Annotated in this window: 12 protein-coding genes; 6 read left to right on the plus strand and 6 right to left on the minus strand. The window is 68.4% G+C overall.

What is annotated here, in order from left to right; translation table 11 throughout:
• Positions 1–311 precede the first annotated feature (311 nt).
• The 4 genes from EHW97_RS12035 (at position 312) to EHW97_RS12050 (ending at position 6453) form a co-directional block, all read left to right on the plus strand.
• On the plus strand, positions 312–1799 hold the full coding sequence (locus EHW97_RS12035; RefSeq protein ID WP_124237422.1) for a class I adenylate-forming enzyme family protein: 1488 nt from the start codon (positions 312–314) through the stop codon (positions 1797–1799).
• A 94-nt stretch (positions 1800–1893) separates the two neighbouring features.
• Positions 1894–3735, plus strand: a complete 1842-nt coding sequence (locus EHW97_RS12040) for a DUF3556 domain-containing protein (protein WP_124237423.1) — start codon at positions 1894–1896, stop codon at positions 3733–3735.
• The gene (locus tag EHW97_RS12045; protein ID WP_124237424.1) at positions 3732–5153 is read left to right on the plus strand and encodes a phytoene desaturase family protein; all 1422 of its coding nucleotides are present in this window, start codon (positions 3732–3734) and stop codon (positions 5151–5153) included. Before EHW97_RS12040 ends, EHW97_RS12045 begins: the two co-directional genes overlap by 4 nt.
• A gap of 10 nt (positions 5154–5163) precedes the next feature.
• Positions 5164–6453, plus strand: coding sequence for a PucR family transcriptional regulator (locus EHW97_RS12050; RefSeq protein WP_124237425.1), 1290 nt, complete (start codon positions 5164–5166; stop codon positions 6451–6453).
• Between the two features lie 4 nt (positions 6454–6457).
• Here the strand turns inward: EHW97_RS12050 and EHW97_RS12055 are convergent, their stop codons facing one another.
• Genes EHW97_RS12055 through EHW97_RS12070 form a run of 4 tightly spaced genes read right to left on the minus strand, consistent with a single transcriptional unit; the run spans position 6458 to position 9135 of the window.
• On the minus strand, positions 6458–7006 hold the full coding sequence (locus tag EHW97_RS12055; RefSeq protein WP_208002021.1) for a DUF1990 family protein: 549 nt from the start codon (positions 7004–7006) through the stop codon (positions 6458–6460).
• A 26-nt stretch (positions 7007–7032) separates the two neighbouring features.
• The gene (locus EHW97_RS12060) at positions 7033–7431 is read right to left on the minus strand and encodes a 4a-hydroxytetrahydrobiopterin dehydratase (RefSeq protein WP_124237426.1); all 399 of its coding nucleotides are present in this window, start codon (positions 7429–7431) and stop codon (positions 7033–7035) included.
• A gap of 44 nt (positions 7432–7475) precedes the next feature.
• Positions 7476–8465, minus strand: a complete 990-nt coding sequence (locus tag EHW97_RS12065; protein WP_124237427.1) for an alpha/beta fold hydrolase — start codon at positions 8463–8465, stop codon at positions 7476–7478.
• Positions 8466–8505: 40 nt separating this feature from the next.
• Entirely contained in the window at positions 8506–9135 is a 630-nt protein-coding gene (locus tag EHW97_RS12070) for a TetR family transcriptional regulator (protein ID WP_124237428.1), read from the minus strand.
• Positions 9136–9297: 162 nt separating this feature from the next.
• On the opposite strand from EHW97_RS12070, the gene EHW97_RS12075 reads away from it, so the two are divergent.
• The gene (locus EHW97_RS12075) at positions 9298–10389 is read left to right on the plus strand and encodes a ferredoxin reductase (protein ID WP_208002022.1); all 1092 of its coding nucleotides are present in this window, start codon (positions 9298–9300) and stop codon (positions 10387–10389) included.
• Positions 10390–10400: 11 nt separating this feature from the next.
• Complete coding sequence (locus tag EHW97_RS12080; RefSeq protein ID WP_124237429.1) at positions 10401–11732, plus strand: fatty acid desaturase family protein; 1332 nt, start codon at positions 10401–10403, stop codon at positions 11730–11732.
• 87 nt (positions 11733–11819) lie between these two features.
• Here the strand turns inward: EHW97_RS12080 and EHW97_RS12085 are convergent, their stop codons facing one another.
• Together EHW97_RS12085 and EHW97_RS12090 are read right to left on the minus strand one after the other, a co-directional pair.
• Positions 11820–14723, minus strand: a complete 2904-nt coding sequence (locus tag EHW97_RS12085) for a bifunctional [glutamine synthetase] adenylyltransferase/[glutamine synthetase]-adenylyl-L-tyrosine phosphorylase (RefSeq protein WP_124237430.1) — start codon at positions 14721–14723, stop codon at positions 11820–11822.
• 4 nt (positions 14724–14727) lie between these two features.
• Entirely contained in the window at positions 14728–16065 is a 1338-nt protein-coding gene (locus EHW97_RS12090; protein WP_124237431.1) for a glutamine synthetase family protein, read from the minus strand.
• Positions 16066–16210: the final 145 nt, after the last annotated feature.

Genomic DNA, 16210 nt, shown 5'->3' on the forward strand with positions numbered 1-16210 from the left:
GGCGCCCAGACAAGCGCCAGTGACGCGCCTCACACCAGAGTTGCCGGGTGTTGCAGCAGCCAGGCAAGGACGCAGTCCGCGCCCGTCCGGCGCGGACTGTCATGCGATAAGCGCCGCGGATGCGCCCTCGATCGCCGCACGCGAGGCAGCGGAGACCGCCACCCCGCGCCTGCCCTCGACTCTGTGCTCAATCGACAAAGCGCACCCGATTCTTCGTCCACGCACGATGTAGGCAAGGGCAGCCACCCTACCTAGTGTTCTAGATCACAGCCCGAAAGTGGCGTACGCCACATCGAGACGGTGAGGGACATATGCAGCTGGGATATCTGCCTTGGGGCGGCTCCACGGAACTCCGCAACCGACGGAACGAGATCGGCCTCCGCGACGACCGCGTCGAACTCACCTATGCCGAGTTCGACGACTGGACCGCGGCCTTCGCCGAGCAGCTCAGCGAGCACGGGCTCGGCGCCGAGGACGTTCTGGCGATCATGCTGCCCAATCGGGTCGAGCTTCTCGTCGCCATGTTCGCGGCCTGGCGCCTCGGCGCGGTCGCCACCCCGGTGAACCCCACCTTCACCGACCATGAGGCCGACTACCAGATCCGGGATTCGGCGGCGAAGCTCGTCGTCACCGCGCGTCCGGTCGCCTCGATCGGGGATCGCCCGACGATCTACGTCGAGGACATGCGCACCTCGTGCCGTCGAGAGCCGACTGTTCCGCAGCCGCTGACCAGCGACTCCCTCGCACTGCTGATCTACACCAGCGGCTCCACCGGCCAACCCAAGGGCGTGATGCTCGACCACGGCAACGCCGAAGCCATGTCGGACATGATGGCCCGGCACCTCGGCCTGACCGAACAGGACCACTGTCTGCTCGTCCTCCCGCTGTTCCACGTGAACGCGATCATGGTGAGCGTCCTGGCCCCGATGCGTTCGGGCGGTCAACTCAGCATCGTCGGTCAGTTCTCGGCCAGCAGGTTCTTCGAGCAGGTGGAACGGCTACGCCCCACCTACTTCTCGGCCGTCCCGACGATCTACGCAGTGCTGGCGTCACTGCCCGAGGATGTCCGACCCGACACCTCGTCCCTGCGCTTCGTCATCTGCGGCGCCGCTCCCGTCGCCAAGGAGCTGCTCGAGCGATCACAGCAGCGCTACGGGTTCAGCATCATCGAGGGGTACGGGCTCACCGAGGGCACGTGTGCTTCGGCGTGCAACCCCGTCGACGGACCCCGCAAACTCGGCACCGTCGGGCCCGCACTGCCGGGTCAGACGATCGCGATCATGGGCAGCGACGGCACGCTGCTGCCACCGGGATCGACCGGGGAAGTCGTCATCGCCGGTCCCAACGTCATGCGGGGATATCTCAACCGTCCCGAGGCCACCGCCGAGACCCTGCGAGACGGGTGGCTGCACACCGGCGACGTGGGACGACTCGACGACGACGGTTACCTCACCATCGTCGACCGGATCAAGGACATGATCATCCGCGGCGGCGAGAACATCTACCCCAAGGAGATCGAGGCCGTCCTCAGCCGACTCGACGACGTCCTCGAAGCCGCCGTCGTCGCCCGTGCCGACGACACCTACGGCGAGGTGCCCGTCGCCTACGTCAGCCTCTATCCCGATGCCCGGCTCACCGAGGACGACCTCCTCGAGCATTGCCGGCGCCACCTCACCAAGGTCAAAGTGCCCGAGCGCATCCACATCGTCGATGAACTGCCGAAGAACCCGGTCGGCAAGATCGACAAACCTACGCTGCGGCACCTCGTCCGCACCTCGACGCAGGCGCCAACCGCCTAGCTCGATCCACGCGGCAGTTCCCCCCACGATCCACCAGGTCCAGCGCGAGCACGTGCTCGTGCAGGACGCCCTTGCCCAAGTGAAGGAGCAGACCATGGGATTCACGACAGCGGACATGCCGCCGATCGATCCGGCGGACTACGAATCGATGCCGTTCATGGAACGGATGCGGATGCTGGCGACGCACTGGGTCGACTACGGCTTCGGCAGCCCGAAGACCAACCACATGCTGTACGTCTACAAACTGCTGTTCTACGTCGTCGGCGGCACGCTGATCGTAGGACTCACGACCCCTGGCCTCGGCGGCCTCACGAACATGGGTGCCTGGTGGGGTGAGCCCATCGTGTACCAGAAGCTCATGGTCTGGACGATCCTGTTCGAGATCCTCGGACTCGCCTCGTCATCGGGTCCATTGGCCTTCAAGTTCAAGCCGCTCATCGGCGGAGTCCTGTACTGGAGCCGGCGTCACACCCTTCGCGTACCTCCCTGGCCCTCGAAGGTCCCGCTGACCCAGGGCGATCACCGCACCGTCGTCGACGTCACGCTCTACGTGGCGATTCTGGGCGTGCTCGGCTTCCTCCTCGTGACGCCCGGCGTGGAGTCCTCCGCCCTTCCCGGCAGCGACGCCGGTCTCCTCCCCGCCTGGGCTCTGCTGACCTACGTGGCGCTCATCATCGTCATGGGCCTACGCGACAAGGTCGTCTTCCTGGCGGCCCGCTCCGAGCAGTACCTCGCGGTGATCTTCTTCTTCGGAGTCCTCACTCATCACGTCGACATGATCCTGGCCGCGAAGATCGCGATGGTGACCATCTGGATGGGAGCCGGCGTCTCGAAGTTCGGCCACCACTTCACCAACGTGGTGCCGCCGATGATGAGCAACACGCCCTGGCTGACATCGCGGCGGTTCAAGCGATCGCTCTACCGTCACTACCCTGACGACCTGCGCCCTTCCAAGGTCGCCTGGGGCTTCGCCCACATCGGTGGAACGGTCGTCGAGCTGGCCCTTCCCCTCGTCCTGCTGTTCTCCACCCATCCGGCCGTCACATGGTTGGCCATCATCGGGATGATCGTGTTCCATGTCTTCATCACGTCGACCTTCCCGCTCGCCGTACCGTTGGAGTGGAACGTCTTCTTCATCTTCGCCACGGTGTGGCTGTTCGGCGGTTTCCCGGCGTGGGACGGCTACGGCGTGGGCGACATCAGCGCGGCCTGGCTCTACGTGCCGATCCTCGCGGCGTTCCTGACCTTCCCGATCCTCGGCAACCTCCGGCCGGACCTGGTGTCGTTCCTTCCCTCGATGCGGCAGTACGCCGGAAACTGGGCGTCAGCCACGTGGGCGTTTCGAGGAGACGAGGCCGAGGCCAAGCTCAACCAGCACCTGGTGAAGTACAACCTCAATCAGGTCGACCAGCTCAGCGGGGCGTTCGGCAAGGACATCGCCGAGATCTTCATGCAGAAGGCGATGGCTTGGCGCACGATGCACAGCCAAGGTCGTGGTTTGATGTCGTTGATGATGCGTCACCTGGACAAACTCGAGAACTACCGCATTCGCGAGGCTGAGTTCGTGTGCACGACGCTCGTGGGTTGGCAGTTCGGCGACGGGCACCTGCACAACGAGGCCACCATTGAGGCGGTTCAGCGGCGGTGCCGGTTCGAGCCCGGCGAGTGCATGGTGGTCTGGGTCGAGTCCCAGCCGATCCACAAGACGACGCAGGAGTACAAGGTGATCGACGCCGCCCTCGGAGTGGTCGAACGGGGCACGTGGCGGGTCACGGACGCCGTCAGCGAGCAACCCTGGCTCCCCAACGGGCCGATCCCGCACCAGGTCGCCTGGCGCAGGGCCGGTTACGAACCCCGAGGCATGGCCACGCCTCACGTCGACGCGACCGTGGAGCAGGACCGCAGGGACGCGCAGGTCGAGGGCGAGCTCGCGTGACCAAGGCAGTGGTGGTCGGCAGCGGGCCCAACGGGCTCGCTGCCGCCCTGACCCTCGCCGCCGAAGGTGTCGAGGTCGAGGTGCTCGAGGCCGCCGACACCATCGGCGGGGGCACGCGATCGAGTGAGCTGACCGTCCCCGGAGTGCTGCACGACGAGTGTTCCGGCTTCCACCCGTTGGCGGTCGACACCGCGTTCTCGCGCCGTTTCGACCTCGCTCGCCACGGACTTCGCTGGCGGTGGCCACAGATCCAGTACGCCCATCCGCTCGATGACGGCCGGGGCGCTGCGGCGTGGCGGTCGGTCGAGGACACCGCCGCCCAGCTGGGCTCCGACGGCCGAGGATGGCGGCAGATCTTCGGGCCACTCACCGAGCGCTTCGACGGCATCGCCGAGGACTTCCTGCGGCCGATGCTCCACGTCCCTGCGCACCCGATCAAGCTCGCCCGATTCGGGGCCTTCTCCCTCGCACCTGCCAGCCTGCTGGCCCGTCGGTGGTCGACGGACGAGGGGCGAGCGCTCTTCGCGGGAGTCGCCGCACATGCGCTCCGCCCGTTCGGCTCCCCCGTGTCCTCGGCCATCGGCGTCGCATTGGGAACGGCTGCCCACCGCTACGGGTGGCCCGTGGCGGAAGGCGGATCCCGCTCGATCGCGAGCGCCATGGTCTCCCTGATCGAAGAGTTCGGCGGCAAGGTGCAGACCGGGGTTTCGGTGTCGTCCCTGCAGGAGATCCTGCCCGCGGACATCGTCATGCTCGACGTCGCACCGGCGGCCGCCGCGCGCATCGTGGGCGACCGGATGCCATCACGCATCGCTCGCGCCCTCACCCGGTATCGGCACGGCCCGGGCACGTTCAAGGTCGAGTTCGCCGTTCACGAAGGCGTGCCCTGGACCCACGAGGAGTCCCGGCACGCAGGCACGGTCCACGTCGGCGGAACGTTCGAGGAGATCGCGACGGCCGAGGCGGTCGTGAACCGAGGCCGCATGCCGGATCGCCCGTTCGTGCTCGTCGGGCAGCAGTTCCTGGCCGATCCCACCCGCACGGCCGGCGACATCGTCCCGGTCTATGCCTACGCGCACGTTCCCTCCGGATACACCGGCGACGCTACGGGCGCGATCGAGGCGCAGATCGAGCGCTTCGCTCCGGGCTTCCGGGACCGCATCGTCGCCCGGCATCTCCGCTCGGCGATCGAGATGGAGCAGCACAATCCCAACTATGTCGGCGGCGATGTCGTGACCGGCGCCAACGACGCACGGCAGCTGATCTTCCGCCCCCGCGTCACGCTCGACCCCTACACCCTGGGCGTACCGGGGGTCTATCTCTGCTCGGCGGCGACACCGCCCGGCGCCGGAGCGCACGGGATGTGCGGCTACAACGCCGCTCAGTCCGCCCTGCGCCGCCGGCGCGGCGAGCAGTGAGCCCGCCGCCATGAACGAGCAGGTTCCTCGTCGCCGCACCGTCGCACCCGGTTCTCCCGAGGCCGCAACGATCACCCGCCTCACCGCCCTCGTCGCCGAGCGACTGCAGCGACGCCACGACGAGATCAACGCCAGCATGAACGACGCGATCGAGCACTCGATCGCCGATCTCGACGACCCGGAACTGCGCGACATGCTGCACGCGAGTGTCGACGGCAACATCGCCACGATCCTCCATATGCTCCACAACGACATCCCCGTCGACCACGCTCAGCCGGCCACCGCCGCCATCGAGTACGCCGTGCGTTTGGCCCAGCGCAAGGTCCCCGCCACGTCGCTGCGCCGGGCGTACCACTTCGGGTCCGACGATCTTCTCGCGCAGATCTTCGAGGAGGTGCGGACGATCGAGGTCGACCCCGACACCCGCCTGCGACTCCTGCACCACCTCGCCGGCTGGCTGCACAGTTACGTGGACTGGATCAGCCGCCTCGTGCTTGACGCCTATGAGGACGAACGGCGGCAGATGGAGGAACGCAGCGCGTCGATCGCGGCGTCGCTGGTGCGCGGTGTCCTCGATGACGTCCCTGGCGCCCACCACGGCTTCGCCGAACGCACCGGATACCGGCTCGAACAGCAGCACGTCGCAGCCGTCATGTGGATCGCACCGTCCAACCTGGGGGTCGATCACACCGAGCGCCTGAGATCGCTCGCCGCGAACCTGGCGAAGGCGACCGGCTGCGCGGGACTGCTGTTCACCGCGGTGGATCGCAGCACGGCTTGGGTCTGGTTCGGGCGCGGCGGCCACGGCGGCGGCCTCGATCGGTCAGCCGTCGACTCGGTACTCGCCGAAGACCTCGACACCGGCATCGCCCTGGGTCGCCTCGGACACGACGTCACCGGGTTCCGCGCAAGCCACCGTCAGGCCGAGGCGGCTCGCGACGTCGCGAGCGTTGCGCGAACCGGCCGCCAGCTGACGGCGTACGGCGACCGGGCGGTCGCGGTCGTGGCCATGCTGCTCACCGACATGGATGCGCTGGCCGCCTGGGTGGCGGACGTTCTCGGCCCCCTCGCCGCGGATACGGAACAAGCCGAGCGGCTTCGGGGAACTCTGCTGGAGTTTCTGGCCAACGGCGGCAGTTATCAAACGGCGGCCCATCACCTACTCCTGCACCGCAACACGGTGAAGTACCGGATCGAGCGCGCGGCCGCCTTGCGCGGACGGCCGCTCGACCAGGACCGTCTCGATCTTGAACTAGCGCTCGAGGTGGTCCGACTCCTCGGCGCCGCCGTGCTGTCCTGATCCCTCAGCGTGCCGAGCCCTTGACGGCTCGCTCGAGCGCGCCGAGATACCGGCCCGCCATGACGCGCTGGACGACAGGCAGTGGCTGGCTGACGAGCGTGGTGAGCCGAGAGGCCGGTCGCGAGAAGGCCCGGATGGTGCAGACCACCGTGCCATCGTCGCGCCAGTGAGCCAGGAACGCCTCCTCCCCCGCCAACGGGTGACCCGGCAGCGTGCCGTAGGCGAAACCGCGACGCCGTTCCTCCTCCACGACGTACACCACCCGTGCTGGAGCACTGATCGCCGCCGGCCCTACGCCAAGACGGACGACGAGCACCGTCCCCGGTCGTGCCGTCTCCGTCGACGCGAGGACGTCGGCCCCGGCACCGCGCTGCGCCTGCCAGCGCATCACCGCCGCCGTCGCCGCCGCGAAGTCGCACTCGCCGTGGCCGACGACACGCGATCGGTCTAGGTGAGCGAAACCAGCAGGGAGGGCACCGGCGGTGGCTCCCACCTGCTCATAGCTGAACGGTTCCTCGTGGAGCCGGTGCAGATCGTGTCTCGTCGCTCGCACGTTGAGCCTTTCCGCGGTGGGCAGGGCTACCTCGGCCCTAACGCCGCCTCGTGATACGCCGTGAACGTCTCCTGATCCAGCGGCGCGCTCTCGTCATCGAGCAACCCGTTCTCGACGCCCCAGCGTCGAACGTCGGCGGGGTCGTGGCCGAACGTGTCGAGTTCCGGCTCGACCGTCCTGCCGCTGGCGCACGCATCGAGCACTTCGGCCAGTCGCTCGTCGCGTTCGGTCACGCGGCCGACGTCGTGGCTTTGCAGCCGGACCTCGACCCGGTTGTAGACGTTGGTCCATTCCGGGTGGTGGTCCAGCTCGTCGATGCGCTCGGACGCCCGGCTCATGAAGTCGATCGCGGCGCGGAAATCGTCGAACTCGTAGGTCTTGGTCAGCGCCTCATCCGAGACGTCCCATCCGTCACGTGTGCCCATGTCGCGAGGCTACGCCGGATTCGCGGAGCCGACAGGCCGAGCGTCTACGCCCTGACAGTGTCAAGGAACTCCAGCAGGAGCGCGTTGACGTCGTCGGGCCGCTCCTGCTGCACCCAGTGGCCGCAGCCGGGCAGGATCTCGGCGCGGGTCAGCCGCGGGAGAGTCTGAGGAAAGCGCTCGATGGCCCGGCTGCCCCATCGCGTCGGGCCGTCGAGCTCGCCGCCGATGAACAGCGCCGGCACCTCGATCGGGCGACCGCGGAACACGCTGAGATCTTCCCAGTCGCGGTCGACGTTGCGGTAGCGGTGGAGGGGACCGGTGAATCCGCTGCGCTCGAACTCGCCCACGTAGAAGTCGAGGTCATCCTCGGTCAGCCACACCGGCGGCTGCTCCGGCTCGACGAAGCGGTCGCACATCCGGCCGCCCGACGCGATGAGCATCGAGGGACCCAGACCCGCCGCCTTCGCCGCGCGCACGCCCTCGCCGCTGGCCGTGAAGTACATCCCCCGAAGCCAACCGCGCACGTCCGCCTCGATCTCCGCCTCCGCGCGGCCCGGTTCCTGGAAGTACGAGATGTAGAACTCCTCGTCGCCGCCCATCGCCGCGAAGGACTCTGTGGGTCGGCTGAACCCTGAGTGCGTGAACGGTACGGAAAGACCCGCCACCGCCCGGAACACGTCGGGGCGCAGATGCGCAGAGGCCCACGCGATCGGTGCACCCCAGTCGTGGCCGACGACGACTGCCTGCGTCTCACCCAGAACCTCCAGTAACGCCAGGTTGTCGGCGACGTGGCGCAGCATCCGGTACTCCTCGACCGCGTGCGGCCGACCCGATTCGCCGTACCCCCGCACGTCGATCGCCACCGCCCGATAGCCCGCGTCGGCGAGCACGGGGAGTTGATAGCGCCAGGAGTACCAGGACTCGGGGAAGCCGTGGATCAACAGGACCAGCGGCCCTTCTCCCGCCTCGACCCAGTGCAGGTCGATGCCGTTGACCTGTTCGGTGCCGTGAACCAGTCCGGCAAGCTCGCTCATTCCCGCAGTCTGGCAGACCGGGCCGATGCGCGGGTCGGCGTCAGCTGCGCCACTTCTCGAAGCCGAGGACGATGAGGCGCATCTGGCGCCGCGCCCCCTCCTTGATCTTGGCTTCGAGGTCCGGGCGGCCGTCGGGCATCTCGACGACCTCCTCGGCGTTGGCGACCATGTTGCGGACGAACAGCCGGGCCACCATCTGGACGTCGTCGCTGCTCCAGTTCTCGATGTTGGGCAGGCGCGCCAGCACGACCGCCAGTTCGGAGACGAAGAGGTCGAGTTCGTGGTTGATCGCCTCACGCACCGCCTGCGAGCCGCCGACCCGCTCACGTGCGACGAAGGCGAAGTGCGCCTTGTTGACCTTCACCGTCTCGACGAGCACCTCGGCGGCGGCATCGATGATGTGGGCGAACACGTCGGGGTCGCGCTGTGCGTCCCGGATCATCCGCCGCAATGTCGCGAACGACCGCTCCACCAGCGCCAGACCCAACTCGTCCATCGAGGCGAAGTGCCGATAGAACGCAGCCGGGACGACGCCCGCCCGCTTGGCCACCTGCCGCAGGCTGATCTGCGCAAAACCACTCTCCTGGCTGAGCTCCAGTGCGGCGTCGAGCAGAGCGGCGCGGGTGCGCTCCTTCTGCTCTTGGCGCGTGAGCGCCGCGGACTCGGCCATGCCCCCACCCTAGTGGTATGCTTCGCCGGCCATTTCCAGTGAACAGGTGTGATCGCTTTCTCCCCGCCGGTTCTTGCGCACGTTGCCGATCCATGGTCTAGTTGAGTGAACGGGTGTTCACGGCGTGTGGCACCTCAGAAGTCCGACCGACGAGGAGTCGCCATGGGAGTCATCCGGCGCATGCTGGCCTCCGCCCCCATCGCTCACCTCACCTCGCCTCATACGGTCGACCACTACCTGGAGTACCTCCACCCCATGTGGACCGCCGAGGCTGTGCGCGCACGCGTGGTGGACGTGAAGCGGGAGACGGGTGCGGCGAGCACGGTCGTCCTGCGTCCCAACGGCGCCTGGAACGGCTTCAAGCCCGGCCAGCACGTCGAATTCGGTGTCGAGGTCGACGGCACGCGGCGCGTGCGCTGCTTCTCCCTGTCGGACTCCGCTGAACGGTCCGACGGGCTCATCACCGTCTCGGTCAAGGCGCACCCCGACGGTTTCGTCTCGCAGTTCCTGCACGGCGGCAAACTCCAGCAGCGCACCATCGTCTACCTCTCGCAGGCGCAGGGCGACTTCGTCCTGCCCGACGAGATCCCCGACCGTCTCGTCATGATCAGCGGCGGCTCGGGCATCACGCCCGTCATGAGCATGCTGCGCACCCTCGTCGCCCGCGGTCACGCCGGCGAGGTCGTGTTCTTGCATTACGCCCGCTCCCGCGAGGACGAGATGTTCACGCCCGAGCTCGACCGCCTCGCCGGCGCCGCCAACGTCCGCATGGTCCGCGTGTACACGCGCGAGCCGGAGCCGGGTGCCGAACTGGCCGGCCGGTTCACGATCGACCACCTCAAGCACCTCGGCGTCGATCCGGCGAGCACGCTCACGTACGTGTGCGGCCCCGCCGGCCTCATCGCCACCGTCCGCGACACCTACGAGGACCTCGGCGCGGCCGACCAGTTGCGCATGGAGTACTTCAAGGTGCCCGCCGTCGACCTCGACGCCGCGGACGCCACCGGCACGCTCTCCTTCGAGGCGAGCGGCACCAGCGCCGAGAACTCCGGTGCCACGATCTTGGAGCAGGCCGAAGCAGCCGGCCTCTCCCCCGCCTACGGCTGCCGCATGGGTGTCTGCAACACGTGCGCGGTCAAGAAGCTGCACGGCGCGGTCCGTCACGTCATCAGTGGCGAGGTCTGCGCCAACACCGACGAGACCATCAAGGTCTGTGTCCAGGTCCCGGTCGGCGACGTCGCCGTCGATCTGTGAGAGGAATCGCCATGAAACTGTTCCGACGACGCTCCAAGCCCGCTCCGATCGAGCCGCTCAGCGCGAGCGATCACAACCGCGCTCCCGTGCCGCTCGTCTCGCTCGAGGACCCGAACCGGCCCTCCACGATCGGCCTCGACTACATGACGTACGAGCAGCTCGAGGAATTCGGCCGCGAACTCGACGAAGTCCGCCAGCGCGTCCTCGACGACCTCGGCCAGGAGGATGCCGACTACATCCGACGTGTCATCAAGGTGCAGCGCTCCTTCGAGGTGCTCGGCCGGGTCGTCCTCTTCGGCTTCCCCTTCCTGCTCCCCGTGTCGACCGCCGCGTGGGTCACGGCCCTCGTCGCCGGCGTCGTGCTGCTCGGTCTGGCCAAGATCATCGAGAACATGGAGATCGGCCACAACGTCATGCACGGCCAGTACGACTGGATGAACGATCCGCTCGTCGACGGCAAGCGGTACGAGTGGGACAACGTGGCCCCCGCGCAGGAGTGGAAGCACGGCCACAACTACATCCACCACACGTACACCAACATCCACGGCATGGACCGGGACATCGGCTACAACATGTTCCGCATCGACGAGGACCAGCCGTGGTACCCGAGCCACCGCTTCAACCTGCCGCTGGCGTTCATCCTCATGCTCGTCTTCGAGTGGGGCGTCATGTACCACGGCATCGAGCTCGACGAGTACCTCGCCGGCCGCATGGACAAGAAGGAGTTCCAGGGACGCAAGAAGCGCGCCTACGCCAAGATCCGTCGCCAGCTCGCCAAGGACTACCTGCTCTACCCGGCCCTGTCGCTGCCGCTCGCGCCCTTCACGGCCTGGTGGGTTCCGCTGGCGGTGTTCGGCGCTAACTTCGTCGCGAACATCATCCGCAACATCTGGACGTTCCTGGTCATCTTCTGCGGTCACTTCCCGGCCGACGTGGAGACGTTCCAGGAGGAGGACGCCAAGAACGAGACCCGCGGCCAGTGGTACCTGCGCCAGATCCTCGGCTCGGCGAACATCTCGGGCACGCCGCTCTTCCACGTGATGACCGGCAACCTGAGTCACCAGATCGAGCACCACCTGTTCCCCGACATCCCGGCGCGCCGCTACCGCGAGGTGTCCGAGGACGTGAAGCGACTCGTGGAGAAGTACGGCCTGCGTTACAACACGGGCCGGCTGTCCAAGCAGCTCGCCAGCGTCGCGCGCAAGCTGCACCAGCTCTCGCACAAGCCGGACGACCCGTACAAGGTCGGCAACTCGCCGGAGTCCAAGGCCCTGCGCCGCGCCAAGCGCGAGGCCGAAGCCGCGGCCCGCGAAGCGGCCGAGAAACGGCACGCAGCAGTCTGACGCCCGATCGCGACGGCGGCCGGTCCCGCAAGGGCCCGGCCGCCGTCGTCGTTGTCGACCGCGCGCGTATCGAGACCAGCGGCCGGGTCAGTCCCAGAAGACGCGTTCGACGACTTTGCGGGCCTGGCGGGTGATCTTGAGGTAGCGGTCCATGAGCTCCTCGAAGCGGTCGGCACCGTCCCCGATGAGATGGGCGAGACCGGCGCGGTCGTCCGGGGCCTCCACCATCGACTCCGCCGACTTCGCGCGCAGCAGCACCACACCGTTGCGGATGCGGCTGACCATGCGCCAGGATTCGATGAGGATGTCCGCGTCACCGCGGTCCAGCAGGCCGGCCTCGGCCGCGGCGTCGATCGCGGCGATCGTCCGGGTGGTCCGCAGCGCGGGATGCTCATGGGCATATTCGAGCTGGAGCAGCTGCGCCGTCCACTCGATGTCGGCGAGGCCACCGCGGCCGAGCTTCAGGTGGGTGTTCGGGTTCGCGCCGCGCGGCAACCGCTCGGCATCGACCCGCGCCTTGATCCGCCGGATCTCACGCACTTGCGACTCGCTGAGCCCGCCCTCGGGATACCGCAGCGGATCGATGAGCTCGGTGAACCGACGGCACAGGTCCGGGTCGCCCACCGCAGCGTCGGCGCGCAGCAGCGCCTGCGCCTCCCAGGTGTCCGACCACTTCTCGTAGTAGGCCGCGTACGAGGACAGCGAGCGGACCAGCGGACCGTTCTTGCCCTCCGGGCGCAGATCCGCGTCGACTTGCAGCGGCGGGTCGTCTCCCGCCGCACCGAGCTGCTGCCGCAACTTCTGCGCGATCCAGAGCGCGCACTTGGAGGCGTCGGCGTCCGCGACGCCTTCGAGCGGCTCGTGCACGAACATCACGTCCGCGTCGGACCCGTATCCGGTCTCGTGCCCGCCGAGGCGGCCCATCAGCACGATCGCCATCCGCACCGCCAGCGGGCCCTTCTCCTGCTCGTAGGCGGTCATGGCCACGGCGAGGGTCGCCTGGAGGGTCGCGGTGTTGATCGCGGTCAGCGCCTCCCCCACCGCGGCGATGTCGAGCAGACCCAGCACGTCGGCCATCGCCACCCGGGCGAGCTCGCGGCGTCGCACCCGACGGATCGCGCGTACGGCGGCGTCGGGCACCGAGTGCCGACGCGCGGCCAACTCCATCTCCGTGGACAGGCGGTCGAGGTCGTGAGGAACCAGTTCGGCGTCGTCACCGAGGAGCGCCACGACGTCGGGCGCGCGCACGATGAGGCCGGTGACGTACTTGCTCGACGACAGCAACCGCGCGAGCTGCTCAGCCCCGACGCCCTCGTCGCGAAGCTTGCGCAGGTACCAGTGCGACTCGCCGAGTTCCTCCGAGATCGTCCGGAACGCCAGCAGACCGCCGTCGGGGTCCGGCGATTCGGCGAACCAGGCGAGCATCGCCGGCAGCAGCGACTGCTGGATCGCCGCACGACGGGAGACGCCGCTCGTGAGCGCCTCGATGTGCTTCATGGCGCCCACCGGGTCGACGAAACCGAGCGCCGCGAGGCGCTGCTCGGCCGCGGACTGGGTGAGTCGCAGTCCCTCCGTCGGCAGGCTGGCGACGGCGTCGAGCAACGGACGGTAGAACAGCTTCTCGTGCAGCCGGCTCACCACGCGCCGGTGCGCCTGCCATTCCTTGACCAGGCTGTCGACCGGGCTGTGGCGGTATCCCATGCTGCGACCGATGCGTCGCAGGTCCTCCGGATCCTCGGGGACGATGTGCGTGCGCTTGAGCCGGAACAGCTGGATGCGGTGCTCGAGCGTGCGCAGGAACTCGTACGCGTCCTCCAGCGCGGCACCGTCGCGTCGTCCGACGTACCCGCCCTCGGTGAGCGCGTGCAGGGCCAGCAGCGTCGTGGGACTGCGCAGCTCGGTGTCGCCGCGTCCATGCACGAGCTGCAGCATCTGCACCGCGAACTCGACGTCGCGCAGGCCGCCGCTGCCGAGCTTGAGCTGACGGTCGCGATCGGCGTGCGGGATGTTGTCGACGACCCGCTTGCGCATGGCGCGCACGTCGGCGACGAAATTGGGGCGATTGCTCGCCGACCAGACCATCGGGCTGAGCGCGTCCAGATAACGCTGGGCCAGGTCCTCGTCGCCGGCGGCGTAGCGGGCCTTGAGCAGCGCCTGGAACTCCCACGTGCTCGCCCACTTCTCGTAGTAGGCCACGTGACTGTTGAGGGAGCGGACGAGCGGTCCGTTCTTCCCCTCCGGACGCAGGTTGGCGTCGACCTCCCAGATGGTGCCCTCGCGCGTGTGCTCACGGCACAGCCGCATGACGGCTGAGGCCATCCGGGTGGCGACGTTCATCGCCTCAGTGTCGTCGGCGCCCTCGGCCGGCTCGTAGACGAAGATGACGTCCACGTCGCTCACGTAGTTGAGCTCGTGCCCGCCGGTCTTGCCCATCGCCATGATCGCGAGGCGGGCGGCGTCGGACTTCGGCTCCTCCGCGGCCACGATGCGCAGCGCCGCGTCGAGCGTCGCGATCGCGAGGTCCGCGAGCTCGCCGGACGACTCGACGAACGACGTCACCGCCGTGAGGTCGCGCGCGGCGATACGCAGCAGCGCCCGGTGGTACTGCACTCGCAGGCTCGCCGAGTCGGTGGCCTGCAGCATCCACGCCCGGTACTCGTCCAGGGTGGCGGGACGGCGCAGCAACTCGTCGGCGGCCACGTCGGTCACGTACTCGGGGTGACGGGCCAGGAAGTCGCCGAGCGCCTCGCTCGTGCCGAGGACGATGAGCAGCCGCAGCCGCAGCTCGTCATCGGACTCCAGCAGTCCGACCAGCCGCTCGCACCCGCCGTCGGCTTCGGCGATGCGCGCCAGCGACGCCAGGCAGGTGTCCGGGTCGGCGACCGACGCGATCTGGGTGACGAGGTCGTCCGAGCAGTCGCCGAGCACCGCGAGGTCGGCGGTGGCCCGCTGCGTGTCGCGGAATCCGAGGCGGGACAGCACCACGGGCATCGTCTCAGACGACCGGCATGAGCCGGTCGATCTCGAACTGCGTGACCTGCGACCGGTAGTCCTGCCACTCGGCGCGCTTGTTGCGCAGGAAGAAGTCGAAGACGTGCTCGCCGAGCGTCTCGGCCACGAGCTCGCTCGACTCCATGATGCGGATCGCCTCGTCGAGGTTGCGCGGCAGCGGCGCGATGCCGAGGGCGCGACGCTCGTTCTCGGTGAGCGACCAGACGTCGTCCTCGGCCTCCGGCGGCAGCTCGTAGCCTTCCTCGATGCCCTTCAGCCCGGCCGCGAGGATCAGCGCGAAGGCCAGGTAGGGGTTGCAGGCCGAGTCGAGGGCGCGGTGCTCGATCCGCGCCGACCCGCTCTTGTGCGGCTTGTACATCGGCACCCGGACGAGGGCGGAGCGATTGTTGTGGCCCCAGCAGACGTAGCTGGGCGCCTCGCCGCCCCACGCGAGCCGCTTGTAGGAGTTGACCCACTGGTTCGTGACGGCGGTGATCTCCGGCGTGTGCTCGAGGACGCCCGCGATGAACTGGCGACCCGTCTTGCTGAGCTGGTACTCGGCGCCGGCCTCGTAGAAGGCGTTCTCGTCGCCCTCGAAGAGCGACACGTGGGTGTGCATGCCCGAGCCGGGGTGCTCGGTGAACGGCTTGGGCATGAAGGACGCCCACTTGCCTTGGCTCAGCGCGACCTCGCGGACCACGGTCCGGAAGGTCATGATGTTGTCGGCCGTGCTGAGTGCGTCGGCGTAGCGCAGGTCGATCTCCTGCTGGCCCGGGCCGCCCTCATGGTGGCTGAACTCGACCGAGATCCCCATCGACTCGAGCATCGTGATGACCTCACGACGGAAGTCCTGGCCACCGCCCTGCGCGGTGTGGTCGAAGTAGCCGCTGTCGTCGACGGGAACGGGCTGTTCGCCGCGACCGGGCTTGCCCTTGAGCAGGAAGAACTCGATCTCGGGGTGGGTGTAGAACGTGAACCCGGCGTCGGCCGCCTTGCCCAGCGCCCGCTTGAGCACGTGCCGCGGGTCGGCGTAGGACGGGCTGCCGTCGGGCATCAGGATGTCGCAGAACATGCGCGCGGTCGCGGGCGTCTCGCCGCGCCACGGCAGGATCTGGAACGTGGACGGGTCGGGCTTGGCGAGCATGTCGGCCTCGTGCACGCGGGCGAATCCCTCGATCGCCGAGCCGTCGAAGCCGATGCCCTCCCCGAAGGCGCCCTCGAGCTCGGCCGGGGCGATCGCCACCGACTTGAGCGAGCCGAGCACGTCCGTGAACCACAAGCGCACGAACCTGACGTCGCGCTCCTCGAGCGCCCGGAGTACGAACTCCTCCTGCTTACCCATGCGGTCAGTGTAGGGGCGCGGGCGTGCGCGAGGGACCAGCCGTGGGCGGTGACCTGTCACGCATCGGTGTGTCACGGTGCGTCGTCGCTCACCGCTCCTGTCGGGTCCGCTCGCCGCTCGCGGCGGCCGCGGACGCCCTAGGCTG

It is taken from the genome of Aeromicrobium camelliae, assembly GCF_003850045.1.
GTDB classification, from domain to species: Bacteria; Actinomycetota; Actinomycetes; order Propionibacteriales; family Nocardioidaceae; genus Aeromicrobium; species Aeromicrobium camelliae.

Excerpts from the sequence above, each read along its gene's own strand:
- EHW97_RS12060 (WP_124237426.1), bottom strand. The coding sequence starts at position 7,431 with ATGGGCACACGTGACGGATGGGACGTCTCGGATGAGGCGCTGACCAAG.
- EHW97_RS12090 (WP_124237431.1), bottom strand. The coding sequence starts at position 16,065 with ATGGGTAAGCAGGAGGAGTTCGTACTCCGGGCGCTCGAGGAGCGCGAC.
- EHW97_RS12040 (WP_124237423.1), top strand. The coding sequence starts at position 1,894 with ATGGGATTCACGACAGCGGACATGCCGCCGATCGATCCGGCGGACTAC.
- EHW97_RS12085 (WP_124237430.1), bottom strand. The coding sequence starts at position 14,723 with ATGCCCGTGGTGCTGTCCCGCCTCGGATTCCGCGACACGCAGCGGGCC.
- EHW97_RS12075 (WP_208002022.1), top strand. The coding sequence starts at position 9,298 with ATGGGAGTCATCCGGCGCATGCTGGCCTCCGCCCCCATCGCTCACCTC.
- EHW97_RS12050 (WP_124237425.1), top strand. The coding sequence starts at position 5,164 with ATGAACGAGCAGGTTCCTCGTCGCCGCACCGTCGCACCCGGTTCTCCC.
- EHW97_RS12065 (WP_124237427.1), bottom strand. The coding sequence starts at position 8,465 with ATGAGCGAGCTTGCCGGACTGGTTCACGGCACCGAACAGGTCAACGGC.
- EHW97_RS12035 (WP_124237422.1), top strand. The coding sequence starts at position 312 with ATGCAGCTGGGATATCTGCCTTGGGGCGGCTCCACGGAACTCCGCAAC.
- EHW97_RS12080 (WP_124237429.1), top strand. The coding sequence starts at position 10,401 with ATGAAACTGTTCCGACGACGCTCCAAGCCCGCTCCGATCGAGCCGCTC.
- EHW97_RS12070 (WP_124237428.1), bottom strand. The coding sequence starts at position 9,135 with ATGGCCGAGTCCGCGGCGCTCACGCGCCAAGAGCAGAAGGAGCGCACC.